This is a genomic window from Magnetospirillum moscoviense (assembly GCF_001650635.1).
Lineage (GTDB): Bacteria > Pseudomonadota > Alphaproteobacteria > Rhodospirillales > Magnetospirillaceae > Magnetospirillum > Magnetospirillum moscoviense.
The window spans coordinates 1-16,001 of sequence record NZ_LWQU01000170.1 but is presented as its reverse complement, the minus strand read 5'-3'; the positions used below and the strand labels follow the sequence as shown (position 1 = coordinate 16,001).

At 64.7% G+C, this 16,001-nt stretch carries 16 protein-coding genes; 5 read left to right on the top strand and 11 right to left on the bottom strand.

Features of this window, described 5'->3' with window-relative positions; translation table 11 throughout:
• Positions 1–490: 490 nt before the first annotated feature.
• From clpA to A6A05_RS16120, 4 genes are all read right to left on the bottom strand, one after another.
• Positions 491–2,782: an ATP-dependent Clp protease ATP-binding subunit ClpA gene (gene clpA, locus A6A05_RS16135; protein ID WP_068503582.1), complete on the bottom strand. Its 2,292-nt coding sequence runs from the start codon at positions 2,780–2,782 to the stop codon at positions 491–493.
• A gap of 19 nt (positions 2,783–2,801) precedes the next feature.
• A complete protein-coding gene (gene clpS, locus A6A05_RS16130; RefSeq protein ID WP_068503584.1) occupies positions 2,802–3,134 on the bottom strand; it encodes an ATP-dependent Clp protease adapter ClpS in 333 nt (110 codons plus the stop codon).
• Positions 3,135–3,287: 153 nt separating this feature from the next.
• Positions 3,288–3,986, bottom strand: a complete 699-nt coding sequence (locus A6A05_RS16125) for a phasin family protein (protein ID WP_068503580.1) — start codon at positions 3,984–3,986, stop codon at positions 3,288–3,290.
• Positions 3,987–4,133: 147 nt separating this feature from the next.
• On the bottom strand, positions 4,134–4,808 hold the full coding sequence (locus A6A05_RS16120) for a hypothetical protein (RefSeq protein ID WP_068503578.1): 675 nt from the start codon (positions 4,806–4,808) through the stop codon (positions 4,134–4,136).
• Between the two features lie 202 nt (positions 4,809–5,010).
• On the opposite strand from A6A05_RS16120, the gene A6A05_RS16115 reads away from it, so the two are divergent.
• Entirely contained in the window at positions 5,011–6,204 is a 1,194-nt protein-coding gene (locus A6A05_RS16115; RefSeq protein WP_245644323.1) for a D-alanyl-D-alanine carboxypeptidase family protein, read from the top strand.
• Here the strand turns inward: A6A05_RS16115 and A6A05_RS16110 are convergent.
• Both A6A05_RS16110 and A6A05_RS16105 read right to left on the bottom strand, forming a co-directional pair.
• Positions 6,196–8,205: an AsmA family protein gene (locus A6A05_RS16110; protein ID WP_068503574.1), complete on the bottom strand. Its 2,010-nt coding sequence runs from the start codon at positions 8,203–8,205 to the stop codon at positions 6,196–6,198. The genes A6A05_RS16115 and A6A05_RS16110 overlap by 9 nt on opposite strands.
• Positions 8,196–8,879 carry an HAD family hydrolase gene (locus A6A05_RS16105; protein WP_068503572.1) on the bottom strand — a complete coding sequence of 228 codons (684 nt, stop codon included), beginning with the start codon at positions 8,877–8,879 and terminating at the stop codon, positions 8,196–8,198. The genes A6A05_RS16110 and A6A05_RS16105 overlap by 10 nt, the downstream gene beginning before the upstream one ends.
• Positions 8,880–9,031: 152 nt before the next feature.
• Here A6A05_RS16105 and A6A05_RS16100 point away from each other — a divergent pair, with 152 nt between their 5' ends.
• From A6A05_RS16100 to A6A05_RS16085, 4 genes are all read left to right on the top strand, one after another.
• Positions 9,032–9,688, top strand: a complete 657-nt coding sequence (locus A6A05_RS16100) for a hypothetical protein (RefSeq protein WP_156521105.1) — start codon at positions 9,032–9,034, stop codon at positions 9,686–9,688.
• Positions 9,689–9,769: 81 nt separating this feature from the next.
• Positions 9,770–10,438, top strand: coding sequence for an SDR family oxidoreductase (locus A6A05_RS16095; RefSeq protein WP_068503568.1), 669 nt, complete (start codon positions 9,770–9,772; stop codon positions 10,436–10,438).
• Positions 10,439–10,449: 11 nt separating this feature from the next.
• Positions 10,450–11,052 (top strand): 2-hydroxychromene-2-carboxylate isomerase, encoded by a 603-nt coding sequence (locus tag A6A05_RS16090; RefSeq protein WP_068503566.1) that lies wholly within the window; start codon positions 10,450–10,452, stop codon positions 11,050–11,052.
• A gap of 65 nt (positions 11,053–11,117) precedes the next feature.
• Entirely contained in the window at positions 11,118–11,558 is a 441-nt protein-coding gene (locus tag A6A05_RS16085; RefSeq protein WP_068503564.1) for a flagellar biosynthesis repressor FlbT, read from the top strand.
• 158 nt (positions 11,559–11,716) lie between these two features.
• Here A6A05_RS16085 and A6A05_RS16080 read toward each other — a convergent pair whose 3' ends face one another.
• The 5 genes from A6A05_RS16080 to soxY all read right to left on the bottom strand — a co-directional run bounded on the left by A6A05_RS16080 (position 11,717) and on the right by soxY (position 15,843).
• Positions 11,717–12,439, bottom strand: coding sequence for a cytochrome c biogenesis CcdA family protein (locus A6A05_RS16080; RefSeq protein ID WP_068503562.1), 723 nt, complete (start codon positions 12,437–12,439; stop codon positions 11,717–11,719).
• 4 nt (positions 12,440–12,443) lie between these two features.
• Positions 12,444–14,129 carry a thiosulfohydrolase SoxB gene (gene soxB, locus A6A05_RS16075; RefSeq protein WP_068503560.1) on the bottom strand — a complete coding sequence of 562 codons (1,686 nt, stop codon included), beginning with the start codon at positions 14,127–14,129 and terminating at the stop codon, positions 12,444–12,446.
• Positions 14,130–14,190: 61 nt separating this feature from the next.
• Positions 14,191–15,009 (bottom strand): sulfur oxidation c-type cytochrome SoxA, encoded by an 819-nt coding sequence (gene soxA / locus A6A05_RS16070; RefSeq protein ID WP_068503558.1) that lies wholly within the window; start codon positions 15,007–15,009, stop codon positions 14,191–14,193.
• Positions 15,010–15,038: 29 nt separating this feature from the next.
• Entirely contained in the window at positions 15,039–15,359 is a 321-nt protein-coding gene (gene soxZ, locus A6A05_RS16065) for a thiosulfate oxidation carrier complex protein SoxZ (RefSeq protein ID WP_068503557.1), read from the bottom strand.
• Positions 15,360–15,381: 22 nt separating this feature from the next.
• Positions 15,382–15,843 (bottom strand): thiosulfate oxidation carrier protein SoxY, encoded by a 462-nt coding sequence (gene soxY / locus A6A05_RS16060; RefSeq protein ID WP_068503555.1) that lies wholly within the window; start codon positions 15,841–15,843, stop codon positions 15,382–15,384.
• Between the last annotated feature and the right edge of the window lie 158 nt (positions 15,844–16,001).

Sequence of the window (16,001 nt, the reverse complement as noted above, 5' to 3'; positions counted from 1 at the left end):
TCCTTCCGATCCATCGCGCAAAACCTCCCGCGTTTCCGCCATTCTACACGATATCAATACGAATTGCGAATAGAGCCAAAAAATAAGATCATATCTTGATCTTTTTCTCTGTGCCTCCGTGCCTCTGTGGCTCACATACTTTGAATTTCATCGCGCCAGACAAAAGCGAAGCCCCGCGGGCGGATCAGCGCTCATCGCGGGGCTTTCGTCTTTGTGTGGGCCACGCGGCCCGATCATTCGGCAAGATGCCGATACAGGAACTCCGAATTGTCAAAGCTCAGAGACGTCATCCTAGGCGACATCCCCTTTCTTCTTACCCGGCGGCGTCATGCCGTTACACACCCTCCTGACCAGATTCCCTACCCCACCGGGGGGTAGTCAGAAGTACTGGTTCGCTAGAGACTGTACCAGGGGAAGCACCCCTCCCTTTCGTTCACTGTAGACATATTATGCCGATCCGCCCGTCCTCTGTCAAGTCTTTGGGACTGGTCTATTCGACCAGAGCCGGAACCTTTGGCGCGGACTTGGCATCGTCTCCATAGGTGAAGACCATCTTGCCATCGACCATATCCAGACGGACCAGCCCTCCCTTGGCCAGGCGACCGAACAGCAATTCCTCGGCCAGCGGCTTCTTGATGTGCTCCTGGATGACGCGGCCGAGCGGGCGGGCGCCGAACTGGCGGTCATAGCCCTTCTTGGCCAGCCAGGCCCGGGACTCGTCGGACAGTTCGATATGGACGTCGCGGTCGCTCAGTTGGGCTTCCAGTTGGATGATGAACTTATCGACCACCTGGGCCACCACTTCCGGCGACAGGTTGGCGAAGGCGATGGTCTGGTCCAGCCGGTTGCGGAACTCGGGGCTGAACATGCGCTGGATCGCTTCCTTGTCGTCGCCTTCGCGGGTTTCGCGTTCGAAGCCGATGGCCGGCTTGGCCAGATCGGCGGCGCCGGCATTGGTGGTCATGATCAAGATAACGTTGCGGAAATCGACGCTTTTGCCGTTATGGTCGGTCAGGCGGCCGTGGTCCATCACCTGCAGCAAGATATTGAACAGGTCCGGGTGGGCCTTCTCGATCTCGTCCAGCAGCAGCACCGAATGGGGGTGCTGGTCGATGGCGTCGGTCAGCAGGCCACCCTGGTCGAAGCCGACATAGCCGGGCGGCGCGCCGATCAGACGCGACACCGAATGGCGCTCCATATATTCGCTCATGTCGAAGCGGGTCAGCTCGATCCCCAGGATGCGGGCCAACTGGCGGGCCACCTCGGTCTTGCCGACACCGGTCGGGCCGCTGAACAGATAGCAGCCGATCGGCTTTTCAGGCTCGCGCAGGCCGGCACGCGCCAGCTTGATGGCCGCCGACAGCGCGTCGATGGCCTGGTCCTGGCCGAACACCAGGGTCTTCAGGTCGCGATCCAGGGTGCGCAGCGCCTCGGTGTCGCTGACCGAGACCGACTTGGGGGGAATGCGGGCGATCTTGGCGACGATTTCCTCGACATCCTTGACCGTCACCGTCTTGCGCCGCTTGGATTCGGGCAGCAGCATGCGCGCCGCGCCGACCTCGTCGATGACGTCGATGGCCTTGTCCGGCAGCTTGCGGTCGGTGATGTACTTGGCCGCCAACTCGACCGAGGCCCGGATCGCCTCGGGCAGGTACTTCACCCGGTGATGGCTTTCGTAATAAGGCTTGAGGCCGATCAGAATCTTGATGGAATCCTCGACCGAGGGCTCGTTGACGTCGATCTTCTGGAACCGGCGCACCAGGGCGCGGTCCTTTTCGAAATGGTTGCGGTATTCCTTGTAGGTGGTCGAGCCGATGCAGCGCAGCACACCGGCGGCCAGGGCCGGCTTCAACAGGTTCGACGCATCCATCGAGCCGCCCGAGGTGGCACCGGCGCCGATCACCGTGTGGATCTCGTCGATGAACATGATGGCGCCGGGATAATTCTCGAGTTCGGTCACCACCGCCTTCAGCCGTTCCTCGAAATCGCCGCGATAACGGGTGCCGGCCAGCAGCGTGCCCATGTCCAGCGCGAAGATGGTGGCGTCCTTCAAGACGTCGGGCACCTCGCCGCGCACGATCTTCAGGGCCAGGCCCTCGGCGATGGCGGTCTTGCCGACGCCGGGATCGCCGACGTAAAGCGGATTGTTCTTCGAACGGCGGCACAGGATCTGGATGGTCCGCTCGACCTCGGGCTCGCGGCCGATCAGCGGGTCGATCTTGCCCTGGCTGGCCTTCTTGTTGAGGTTGACGCAATAGGCGGTCAGCGCCTCCTGGCCCTTCTTGACCACCTTCTCGGCCCCGGCTTCGTCGTCGGCGCCATGCACCGGCTTGGCCTGGCTGCGGCCGGGCGCCTTGGCGACGCCGTGACTGATGTAATTGACGGCATCCAGGCGGGTCATGTCCTGGGTCTGCAGGAAATAGACGGCGTGGGATTCGCGTTCCGAGAACAAGGCGACGATGACGTTGGCGCCGGTCACCTCTTCGCGGCCCGAGGATTGAACGTGGATGGCTGCGCGCTGGACCACCCGCTGGAAGCCGGCGGTCGGCTTGGGGTCGCCCGCTTGCGGCGCCACCAGATCGGCCAGCGAGGTGTCGATGAACTCGACCAGATCCTTCTTCAACCGTTCGACATCGACGTTGCAGGCCCGAAGAACCGCCACCGCGTCCTGGTCGTCGGCTAAGGACAGCAGCAGATGTTCCAGGGTGGCGTATTCGTGGTGGCGCTCGGTGGCATGGGCCAGCGCCCGATGCAGGCTTTGCTCCAGATTGCGAGACAGCATGGCCGTACCCCTTCCGCGGCTATTCCTTTTCGATGGTACATTGCAGCGGATGCTGGTTCTGCCGGGCCAAATCCATGACCTGGGTCACCTTGGTTTCCGCCACCTCATAGGTGTACACGCCGCAGATGCCGACCCCCCTGGTATGAACGTGCAACATGATGCGCGTCGCCTCTTCGCGGTTCTTGCCGAAGAACCGTTCCAGGACATGGACGACGAACTCCATCGGCGTGTAGTCGTCGTTCAGCATCAAGACCTTGTACATCGAGGGCTTCTTGGTCTTCGGGCGGGTCTTGATGACCACGCCTGTCTGGGGTCCGTCCTCGTTGCGCCGGTCGTCTTTGTTGTCGCTCATGATCACGCTAGCTAGGGTTTTGGCCACAGGTATACGCCTATCATATTGGGCGGAAGTGGCGAACGAAAAGCCCCTCATTGGCAGGAAGGCCGGAAAAGCCACAAAAAAAGCCCGGCAGGTTCCCCCGCCGGGCTTTCTTGAAGGCGTGAAAGCCTAGGCGGCCCGCTTGACCATGCGGTCGATGCCGGCATTGACCTGGGCGGTGATCGGGGCGAAGGCGTCCTCGATCAGCTTCAAGGACAGGTCGGACAGGCGGGTGGTCTCGGCGACCAGACGATCGACCTGAGCCTTGGACAGGGTCGACTGCAGGTCGGCCCACTCGCGGATCGACTTGGCGGCCAGGATCTGCTTCGAGACCGAGACGCCTTCCTCGATGCTGGTCTGGGTCAGGCTAACCACCGCCTGGGTGATTTCCTGCAGACCCGAGGTCAGGATCTCGCTCGACTTGATGACGGCGTCGATGCCGTCCTTGGTCGAAACCTGGGCGTCCTCGTAGGACTTCAGAGCGGCGGCCTGGGCCTTCTCGGCGACGGCCTGGGCCTTCTGGGCGGCTTCCTGGCCGGCCTTGACGGCGGTGTCGATGGTTTCCTGACCGGCAGCAACCACCTTCTGGGCGGCTTCCTGACCGACCTTCACCGCGCTCTCGATGGTCTCCTGACCGGCGGCGACCACCTTCTGGGCGGCTTCCTGGCCGACCTTCACCGCGCTCTCGATGGTCTCTTGACCGGCGGCGGCGACCTTCTGGGCGGCCTGCTGGCCGACCTTGACGGCGCTTTCGATGGTTTCCTGGCTGGCGGCGACGGCCTGCTCGATCTTCTTGGCGGCAACCTTGGTCTTGGCGGCGGTGGTCATCTGCTGGTGCTCCTGAAACGAATGGACTTGATTGGTTCGGCCGCAACCCGGAACCGGATATATTGCGGCGCAGCATCGATATAATGCCCAGCCTGACCCACCTCGTCAAGGATTATTGTGCAGTGCAACATAAGCGTCATCGACGCCTTAGCGCCGCAGCCCGCGCGGCCCGACCTCCAGGGTGAAGTCGGTGACTTCGCCGCGCCGCGCGCTGTCGGCCCGCTGCGGGTCGAACGGAACGGGGCCGGCGGCCTTGACCGGGATTCCCATGCTATCCAGCGCGAACAGATTGTTCCCGAACACCAGCCGATCGAAGGAATCCGACGGATAGCTCCAGGCGGTGAAATTGTAGCGCCCGCTCAGGCAGCTCGCCGCCGTCCAGTAGAAGGATTGCGACGGCAGGCGCAGGCCGACCGGCGGCGGGGCGAACATGCCGTCGCCCTTGAACGACATCACCAGCCGATCATAGGTTTCCTGGTCCAAGGCGATCTTGGATTCGTCGGCCCGCCACGGGCTCAGCAGGTCGTCGGAACTGAGCTTGCCGGCATTGCCCGAGCCCACCACCTTGACCGACAGCACCTTCTGCAGCGAATCCAGCTGGTAGATGCGCACCTGTTCGGAATACACCCCGTTATAGACTACCCGGAATCGGTCCGGCATGCCGGCCGTGCAATGCTCGTCGATATCGTCGCCGCTCAGGAACGAGTACCAATAGAACTTTCGGACCACCGGATCGCCGATGTCGCCGCCCCGATAAGCACAGGCCGACAGGGCGCCGGCCAGGGTCATCGTCGCCGCAATGATGGTCAAGGTCTTGCGCATGGTTTCTCATCCTGTTGATCGGGTGCCATCTTATCTCACCCTGATGCCGGGAAAAGATGGCAAGCGTATGACGCCGTAAACTGGACAGCGAGTCATCATTTCTTTAAGGTGCCGGTCTATCCTGATGGGGTCTGATGATCAAGGAAGGTCGGCTACGGTGGCGGCAACCCGGATAATTTCCACGGCCATTGGGTCGTTTGTCTTGTTCGCGGCGACGATGTTGGCGCTCCAGCCCGCCGCCGCGCAGCCGCGCGAAAGCCGCTACGCGGCCATTGTCATCGACGCCGACGACGGCGACGTGCTGTACGCCGTCAACCCCGACCGCCGTTCCTACCCGGCGTCACTGACCAAGGTCATGACCCTTTACCTGATGTTCGACGCGCTCGATTCCGGGCGGATGTCGCTGGCGACCACGATGCCGGTGTCGGCGCACGCGGCGGCCCAGGCGCCCTCGAAATTGGGGCTGCGGCCGGGCGATCGCATTTCGGTGGAAGACGCCGTGCTGGCCCTGGTCACCAAGTCGGCCAACGACGTCGCGGTGGTCATCGCCGAGGCGCTGGGCGGCAGCGAAGATTCCTTCGCCGCCATGATGACCCGCAAGGCCCGCCAGTTGGGAATGAACGCCACCACCTATCAGAACGCCTCGGGCCTGCCCGATCTCGACCAGATATCGACGCCGCGCGACCAGGCCTTGCTGGGCCGGGCCATCGCCCGCAACCATGCCCGCCACTACCATTATTTCTCGACCCGCCAGTTCAAGTGGCGCGGCCAGCCGATTTCGACCCACAACCGGCTGATGCTGCGCTATCAGGGCGCGGACGGCATCAAGACCGGCTATATCAACGCCTCGGGCTTCAATCTGCTCGCCTCGGCCAAGCGCGACGGGCGCCGCATCGTCGGCGTGGTGTTCGGCGGCGACACCGCCGCCGGTCGTGACCGCAACATGGCGCAGATTCTCGACAAGGGCTTCGCCCGCGTCAAAGCCGGCAACCACGGCATCCGCTCGGCCCAGGCCGAGGACGAGGACCGGGCCGACCTCGACCGCCTGATTGCGGCGACGCAAACGGGCAAGGCCAGCGGCAGCAAGACCCTGTCCATGGCCGGCGCCCGCCATGGCGAGGATCTGGGTTCGGGCGATGTCGATTCCGACAGTTGGGCGATCCAGGTCGGCGCGTTCGGCAGCCACAAGCCGGCCCATCAGGCAGCCAGCGCGGCGGCGTCGAAGCTGGGCGGTCTGGTTTCGCGGGCGACCATCGACATCGACAAGGTCAAGGCCGGCAAGGCCCACACCTTCCGTGCCCGCCTGACCGGCTTCACCGAGGATCAGGCCCGTGCCGCGTGCAAGCGTCTGGCCAAGGCCAAGAAGGATTGCAAGCTGGTCCAGCCGTCATCGTGACGGCTTGGCTGACCTGGGCTTGGCCGGCTTGACCTGCCCGCGCCCCATCTGACAGACCGAACCATCCGCCTCGATCGGGGCGGTCTCGCGCCATGACAGCGTCGGCTCGGCCAGGGGGCCGCTCAGGATCAGCCCGCGCCCGCCGCGATTTTGCGGCAGCAATGTCAGCTCGACCGTTTCATGGGCCAGATCAAGGGTGCCGCCGCCCAGCAGCGCGTGGCTCGCCGTCTCGACCGCCAGGCCCCGCTCGGTCTGGAACATTCCGTCCTTGACGGTCGCCCGCGCCACCGCGCAGCTCATCTCGTCGCCACCGGGAAGAAAGCCCGGGCCGACATCGGCCACCAAGCCCCCTTCGGCCACCGCCAGCATCGCCCGTAAATCGTCGCCGCGCCCGGCCAGCGCCAGGGTGAAGTCGCCGCGCGCCGCCTGGCTGCCGGTCAGTCCCAGTTCGTGGCCCAGGCGCCCCCACTCGACATGCATGCCCCGAAGCGAGGCCGCCACCGACGGAACGGCCCCATTGGTCCGCAGGTCCACCGACCCGTCCAGGGCGCCGCCGGCCAAGCCGGCCCGCATCGGCGCCAGCTCAAACCGGCCACCGCCCAGACGCAAGCCGACCGCCGTGTCGGTCAGCCGCACACTGCCCAGCGCCAAGGTGCCGACATGAAGGGCGATGTCGGCATCGACGCTTCGCAACAGATCGACCGGCACCCGCCAGTCGGGAACCAGCCGGCCGTTGCCCCCCTTGACCGCGCCACGGGCTTCCAGCTTCTCGCCAGGACGAACCGCCGGCGTGGTGAAGTCGGCCAACGCCAGCGCGGTCGCGCTCAGTTGGGCGGAAACCTTGGGGACCCGGCCGCCCGACCAGGCCACTTCGCCGACGAGCTCGCTGGCCGCCACCGCCGCCTTGAAGTCGGAAAGCCGCCAATCGCCCACGCCGCCGCGCAATTGCGCCGACGCCCGCGCCGGTCCCATCGACGGGACATCGAAACCGACCAGACGGGACAGGCCGGCCAGATTGTCGCTTTCCGCCGCCACCGCCAGCTCGATTCCGTGGGCCGACCACAGGTCGCGGACGCCACCCTTGGCCGACAGAAACACCATGTCGCGCCGCCCTAACGCGGCATCGATCTCGGCAAGCCCCAGCGGGCCGCCGGCATCGGTCAGGCGCGCGCTCAGGCGAAACGGCCCCACCGGCGGCAGCGAGCGGCCGGCCAACCGGGCCAGATCGGCGAATTCGTCAGCCTGCAGCCCGACCTTGAGATCCGCGCCCTTGCCGGCCAGCGGCGCCGTCAGCGTGCCGTCCAAGGCGGCCTGGATCCCACGGCCCGAGGCCTTCAGCCGGATCGGCCACGGCTTGCCGTCGCCCAGGCTGGCAAGGCTGCCCAGCCTGCCGGTTAGTTCGAAGGTCTTGCCGGAATGGTCTGCGACCACATGGACCGAGACCGGGCCAGCGCCGGGCCGTTCGGGTTGGATGGAAAATCTGTGGACATTGTAGGTGTCGCCTGACCGGTCGGCGCCGACCAAGGTGACGCGGGCGTTCTTGATCTTGAATTCGCGCAGGTTGAAACGGGCGGTGGCCTTGTCGGACTTGCCGGCGGAGGCAGGCGCCGGGTTCGGAACCCAGTTACCGATCCCGTCGGCACCCGTTTCCAAAACGATGTCGGGTCCGGAAACCACCACTCGGACCACCCGGACGTCGCCGCGCAGCAGCGGCAGCAAGGCCAGTTCGGCCTCGACCCGATCGACCCGCAGCATGTCTGGCCGCGAGCCTCCCGGGCGGTTGGCCAGCGACACCCCGTCGGCGACCAGGGCCGGCACCAGCCCGCCCCGCAGCCGCAGACCGCCATTGATGGTCAGATCGCGCCCGGTGGCGGCCTTGACCTCGGCCACCAGCAGGGTCTTGATCCGCCCCAGATCCAGCGATTTGGCAGCGGCGATGGCCAGCACGGCGATCCCGAAACCGCCGATCACCGCCACCTTCAGCACTGTGCTCAGCCGCATTCGGGCGCCCCGATCAGCCGGGCCGCGACCTCGGTCAGATTGTCGAAATCGTCGATCACCAGTTGGGCGCCGGCGCCTCGCAATTCCTCGATGGCATGATAGCCCCAAGACACCCCCAAGCCGATCGCCTTGGCCGACTTGGCCATCATCATGTCGTAGGCGGTATCGCCGACCATGATCATGTTGGCGGGCTCGACCCCGCATTCGGCGGCGGCGCGGACCAGCATGGCCGGATTGGGCTTGCCGGGATTGTCGTCGGCGGTCTGGATGGTCAGGAAGCGGCCGTGCAAGTCGTGCATGTCCAGCATGGCCTGCACGCCGCGCCGCGACTTGCCGGTGGCCAGGCCCAGCAGCCAGCCGTCCTGATCCAGGGCGTCCAACGCCTCGAGGACGCCGGGAAACAGCGGCTCCTCGTTGTCGGGCAGCAGGCGCAGACCGCGGAAAGCCTCTTTGTAGGCCTCGGCGACCTGGCGGTGCATTTCGTGGGTGGCCCAGGGCAGCAGCACCGAGCAGGCCTCGACCAGCGACAGGCCGATGATGCGCCGGACGTCCGACGGCTCGGGGACGCCCAGCTCCATGTGCGACCACGCCTCGGTCATGGCGGCAACGATGTTGTGCTCGGAATCGATCAAGGTTCCGTCGACGTCGAAAACGACAAGGCGTGGTTCGCTCATGGACCGGCCGCAAAAGCTTGTGGGCTGACAAGCTTACCCCATGCATGGCTGCCAACCAACCGTCAGGATGGGCGATCGGGTGACAGGCGCGCAAAAGCAGGGTAAGGTGCGGCCTCTTTTTCGATTTGGGAGTACCGACGACGATGCGCGTTTTGTCCTTTGCGCTTGTGATGGGAACCCTGTGCGCCTCGCAGGCGCTGGCACAGCAGCCCCCGGCCGCTCCTCAAGCCATCCCCGAGGCGTTGCAGCGGTTCCAGGCCTATGCCACCAGCGACGCGTATAAGAAGACGGTCAGCCAGATCGCCACCATCGGCGATTCGATCTCGGCGCCCGAGTGCAAGGAGCACAAGCCGATGGAGCGGGCCGCCATCACCATCTTCAGGCCGGCGGCGTTCGGCGAGGGCCCGCATCCGGTCGATGGATTGTGGATGGACCGCATCAAGATGAGCCGCTGCGGCACGCCGGTCATGCAGAACATCCTGGTGCGGGCGCAAGCCAACGGCCAGCCGCCGCAGATGCAGCTGAAGATGCCGGGCGCCACCTCGGCCAATCCGCCGATGCAAGACAAGGTCATGCAGGACGTGCTGGCCAGCCTGGCCAAGGGCAAGTGCACCGACCAGACCAAGATCATCCCGGTCGACAGCAAGCTGGATAAGGAAACCAAGCCGCGTAAGATCGATGGCAAGGGCATGCTGGTCGAAGGCGCCTGGAAGGAAACCTGGGTGTTTACCGCCTGCGGCAAGAAGGCCAATATCGGCGTCGAGTTCACCGCCGACGGCAAGGGCGACCTGGCCCACAAGGTCAAGTAGGCGCCATTCATTGCGGTTCGGGGGCGGCCGGCGGCATGACGCCCCGGCCGCCCTTCGTCTTTTGGGATAAGGAGCACAAGGATGCCGACCATCCTGATCACCGGCGCCAATCGCGGCCTGGGCCTGGAATTCGTCCGACAATATGCCAAGGACGGCTGGCGGGTGCTGGCCACCGTGCGCGATCCGCTGTCCGGGCGCGCCGCCTCTGATTCCGGGGCCGAGGTCTATGTCGCCGACATCACCGACGAAGCCTCGATCCGCCGCCTGAAGGCGTCGCTGGCCGGAACCGCCATCGATGTCTTGCTGAACAATGCCGGCATCTACGGCGAGAACCAGGAATTCGGCGGAATCGATGTCGAAGGCTTCCTGCGGGTGGTGCGCACCAACACCGTAGCACCCCTGAAGATGGCCGAGGCCTTCGCCGACCAATTGTGCGGCCCCAAGATCATCGCGGCACTGTCGTCTAAAATGGGGTCGATGGCCGACAACACTTCGGGCGGCGCCTATGCCTACCGCGCCTCGAAGGCGGCGCTGAACATGGTGATCAAGGGATTGTCGGTGGATCTGGCCGCCAGCGGCGTGATCGCCCTGGCCTTGTCGCCGGGATGGGTCCGCACCGACATGGGCGGGCCGACGGCGCCGCTGGATGCGCAAACCGCCGTCGCCGGCATGCGCTCGGTGATCGGTGGCGCAACCTTGAAGGACAACGGCAAGTTCCTGCATTACGATGGCACCGAACTCCCCTGGTAGGAGAACGCCCGATGCCCGCCCCGATCGAATTCTTCTTCGACTTCTCGTCGCCCTATGCCTATTTCGCCAGCCACCGGATCGACGAATTGGCGGCTCGCTTTGGCCGTGACTGCCTGTGGAAGCCGATGCTGCTGGGACCGGCCTTCAAGGCCTCGGGCAATCAGCGACTGATCGACCAGCCGCTGAAGGGGGCCTATTCGACCCACGATTGGGAACGCATGGCGCGGTGGATGAAGGTGCCCTATCGCCTGCCCGAGCCGTTCCCGGTGGCCACCACCTCTGCCGCCCGCGCCTTCTGGTGGCTGGACTCCACCGAGCCTCGGGCGGCCAAGTCCTTCGCGCGCGCCGTCTTCGCCGCCTATTTCGAGGGCGGCCGCGACATTTCCGCCAAGGCCGAAGTGGTGGCCATCGGCGCGGCCCAGGCCTGCGACGCCCAGGCGCTGGCGGCGGCCATCGACGAGCCGGTATGGAAGGACAAATGCCGGGCCGAGACCGACGCGGCCATCGCTCGCGGCGTGTTCGGATCGCCCTTCTTCTTCGTCGATGGCGAGGGGTTCTGGGGCGCCGACCGGCTGGGTATGCTGGCCGAATGGCTGGAGAGCGGCGGCTGGTAGGGTGATTGCGCCTGGGCGCCGAAGGGTATAATGCTTGACGACAAATCGCTTCTGGGAGACCCCCCTTGCCCCTGCTGATCGATCTGAAACCCGGCGAGAAGGTGATCATCAACGGTGCCGTGCTGGAAAATGCCGGCGCCAACACCAAGCTTCGGGTTCATAACGAATCGAACATCCTTCGCCAGAAGGAGATCCTGACAGAGCAGGACGTCCAGACGCCGGCCTCGCGGATCTATTTCTGCCTGCAGTGCGCCTATATCTTCCCGGAAAAGCGCGACCATTATCTCGAGCTGTACAACCACTTCCTGGCCGAATATCTGGGCGCCTGCCCGTCGGCCATCGATATCGGCAACGAGATTTATAACGACGTGATGGAAGGGCACTATTACAAGGCCCTCAAGGCCTCGCGCAAGCTGCTCAAGCACGAATCCGAGCTGCTGGGCCGCCTGGAAAAGGACGCCCACATCTGGAGCGAAGCCGTCACCGGCGAAAAGACCGAATCCTAGTCCTCGGTGGAAATGTCCCTCGGCTTCGCCTCGGTGTACTTTCCCCCGATTCTGTTGGGAAAATAGGCGCAGGGCCGCCCCAAGCCTATTTTTCTCCTTATGAACCACCGTGTAAAAGTACACTGAGCGAAGCGAAGGACTTTTACACGAACAACATCCTAACCGATCCGCCCGAAGGCCGGCATCAGGTCCAACAGGCCGTTGCCGATCAGGTTCATGCTGCCGGTCAGGATCAGCAGCCCGGTGGCGATCAGCAATCCGCCGATGGCCAGTTCGACCGCCCGCATGTGGCGGCGGAACCGGGCCAGGAAGGCCAGGAACGGCTTGGCCGCCAGCGCCGCCAGCAGGAACGGGATGCCCAGGCCTGCGGCATAGGCGGCCAGCAGGCTGGTGCCATAGGCCATGGTGCTGCCCGACGCCGCCACCATCAAGATGGTCGCCAGGATCGGGCCGACGCAGGGGGTCCAACCGAAGGCGAAGGCCAGGCCCAGCAAGAAGGCGCCGGCCAACCCGGCCGGCCGGCTTTGCACATGCACCCGCTTCTCGAAATTCAGGAAGGCGATGCGCATCACCCCCATGTAATGCAGGCCGAAGGCGATGATGACCAGGCCCGCCACCACCGACAGGGTTTCGATATTGTCGGTGATCAGCCGGTTGAGCGCCGAGGCGCCCGCCCCCATGGCCACGAACACCGTCGAGAAACCCAGCACGAAAGCCAATGCCGACAACCGCACGCTGCGCTTGGCCCCGTCCAGCTGATCCAGTCCGACGCCACCCAGAAAGCACAGATAGGCGGGGATCAACGGCAGCACGCAGGGCGACAGGAACGATAAGGCCCCCGCCCCGAACGCCGCCCAATAGGAAACGTCGAACCCCTCCATCGGATCAGGCCCCGACCACTTTGACGGTCTTGTTGTCGCCGAAATTGACCACCTTCTTCTTGGTCAGCCACGACGCCACCGCTTCCCATACCGGCGGGCCTTCGGTGCCTTCGTTGACGCTGGCCCAGCCGGTGACGGTATAGGTCTTGGCGGCATCCAGCTTCTTGCCGGATCGCAGCAGGGTCATGTCGGAAATGCGCGACCCGATCGGCTTGTTGATGTCGATGCGGTACGACAGGCCGCCGACGCGGACCATGTCGCCGCCTTGCTGGTAATAGGGGTCGGGGTTGAACAGATTGTCGGCGACGTCTTCCAGGATGTCCTTCAACAGCTGGCCGGTCATTTCCGAGCGGTAGGCGTTGGGATAGGTGATGGCGGTCTGGTTGTAGACGTCTTCCATGGTGATGTCGGCACCCGGCGGCAGCGACGAGCCCCAGCGGAAACCCGGCGACAGGGCGATTTCCGCGTCGCGTTCGGCCAGCAGCGCCTGACAGATCAGATCGTCGAAGCTGCCGTTAAAGTTACCGCGCCGGTACAGCAATCCGTCGGTGCGGGCCAGCACCTTGCCCAGCACGTCCTGGTGCGGCGCGCGAATCTTGGCGATCAGCCCGGCCATGTCGGCATCGGGGGTGACTGCGTCGGAAAAGACCGGCATCAGGCGGAAGGCATGGTTGACCACCCGCTTGTCCTTGACCTCGACATCCAGCCGGGCCAGGAACTTGCCGTGCGAGCCCGAGGCGACCAGAAGCGTATCGCCGACCTTGACCACGCCCGGAATGGCGTCGTGGGTGTGGCCGGTCAGCAGCACGTCGATGCCCTTGACCCGGCTGGCCATCTTGCGGTCGACGTCGAAGCCGTTGTGGCTGGCCACCACCACCAAATCGGCGCCTTGGGCGCGGGCGGCATCGATCCGCTTCTGCATTTCCTCGTCGCGAACGCCGAAGCTCCATTTCGGGATCATGTAGCGGGGGTTGGCCACCGGGGTATAGGGGAAGGCCTGGCCGATCACCGCTACCTTGACGCCGCCCTTGTCGAAGAAGGCGGTGTGCGGGAAGACGTCTTCCTCCCATTCGGTGTCCTTGACGTTCTGGGCCAGGAACGGGAATTTCAGCTTGGCGATCAGTTCCTTGACCCGGGCCTCGCCATAGGTGAATTCCCAGTGCGGCACCATGACATCGACGCCCAGCGCGTTCATGGCATCGACCATGTCCTCGCCCCGGCTTTTCAGCGAGGTGTAGCTGCCCTGCCAGGTATCGCCGCAATCGACCAGCAGCGTGTTGCCCGGCCGCTGGGCGCGGATCGCCTTGACCAGGGTGGCCATGCGGTCCAGACCGCCGATGCGGCCATAGCTTTTGGCCAGGCCGGAAAAATCCTCCGAGCTCAGCGCATAGGCCTCGGGGCTGCCGGCCTTCAGGCCATAGGCCTTCAGGAAATCCTTGCCGGTCAGATGCGGCACCACTCCCTTTGCCGCGCCGACCCCCAGATTGACCGACGGCTCGCGGAAATAAAGCGGCATCAACTGGGCATGGATGTCGGTGAAATTCAGCAGCGTCACCTGGCCGACCGGCTTGAACTCAAGCAGCGCGTCCTGGGTGATGGTCTGGCGGGCGGCCGCGCGGGCAAGGCCCGGACCGCCGGTCAGCACGGCGGCAGCGGCCGCCACTTGCAAGAAGTCGCGACGAGTCAGCATCGAATGCTCCTCATGGGATCCAGGAAGGTGGCGCGGCCGGGATCACCGACCGCGCCAGGTATTACTTGCGAACCGCCGGGCTTTCCACCTTCAGGCCGTTGGCCCGCCAGGTGGCGTAAAGTTCCAGCGCCACGTTCTCGATCGAGCCCCACGGATAGGGCTCGGCCCGGACTTCCTCGTTGCAGCCGCGGATACGCTTCTGGGCGGTCCCCAGGGTCTGCCACTTCAGACGGTATTGCGGGAAGCCGTTGGGCATGCCCTGGCTGAGGAGTTCGGTGCGCAGGTGCTGGCCCCAGTAATCCTCGTGGCAATGCTTGCAGGCGACGTCGTTCAGGCCGCGCCGCTGCAGGTAAAGCCTGCGCCCCATTTCGAAATAGGGCGCCGCCGGACCGTCGGCCTGGACCGCCAGCGGCATGCCGCGGGACTGATGCTTGACGAAGGTGGTCATGGCGTTCAGCGGCTTGGAATCCCACTTCCACTCGTCCGCCTTCATCCGCTCGGTGCGGCACTGGTTGATCTTCTGCTCGAGGATCAGGACCGAGTTGACGTGCGGATCGAAGCGGGGATAGACCGCGCCCACCCCCTTCATCGACTTTTCGGCGTCGCCATGGCAATCCTTGCAGGCCTTGCCGGCCGCACCTTCGGCCTTGGACCACAGCTTCTTGCCTTCCTCGACCCACAGGAAGCCGGGGTTGGTGAAGTCGTCATCCTGCATCGCCCGGGTTTCCGGCTCGGCGAAGGTGTAGCCCGACCGCTTGTCGCCGGCGATATAGGGCGCCATCTTCGGGTCCTTGGGATCGAACGGCGGGTCGGCCAGCGCCTTGCCGGTCACGGCGGCGACGACCAGTGCGACACTGACGGCGAGAACGCTTTTCCTCATCTCCGGTCTCCCTTTGGCCAAGACTGGCGTCACGCCACCGTGATGGCGTGGCTAGCCGAATAGACCTGCCCGTCGTCGTCGTGCCATTTCAGCTCGATCGACCCGCTTTCGGTCGCGGTCAGGAAGAACGACAGATAGGGGTTGGCCGAGATGGCCGCGGCCCAATCCGACTTGAACACCTCTTTGCCGTTATAGGTGCAGACGAACTTGTTGATGATCTTGCGCGGGATCGGCTTGCCGGCCGAATCCTTGCGCTGGCCGGATTCCATGTCGTGGTCGATGGTGGTCTTGACCTCGAACACCTCGCCCTTGGCGGCCTGGGCGGGAATTTTGACGCGGGGTGTGGGCATCTTTAAAATCCTTCCTGCTTGATCAGCCGCCGCAGCCACCGATGGTGACCTTGACTTCCTGCTTGGCTTCCCAGACCGAGCCGTCGCTCATCAGGGCGATGGCGCGCACGTCCTGGGTCTTGCCCAGGCGCAGACGCATCGACACCGTGGCCTTGCCGGTGGGGGTGAAGGTGAAGCTGGCGACCTGCGGGCTGGGGTTGCCCTCGGCCATGACGTGGATGGCCTTGACGTGGCTGGCTTCGGTCATCGGGCTGTCGACCGACACCGTGAAGGGAACGGTGTTGCCGTTCTCGGCGATCTGCGGAAGCTGGATCTTGACCTTGCCTTCCTGCACCTTGGCCCCGCCGGCCAGTTTGGCGATGGCTTCGTCGGTGGCGGCCTTGTCGGCCAACGCCATCTTCGGGGCGACCAGGGTAGCGGCGGCACCGGCGCCGATGCCGGCCAGGACGGATCGGCGGGTCACGCCGGTCTTGACTGTACGCATGGACGATTCTTCCTTTGTCTTGAATTATTTCAGGGTCGACAGGTAGGCGACGACGTCCTCGACCTCTTGCGCGGTCAGGATGGTCTTGCCCTCCCAGGCCTTGGCGACCCGGTTCAGCCCTTCCTTCTTATGGAAGGACGGCATGATGGTGTCGGGGA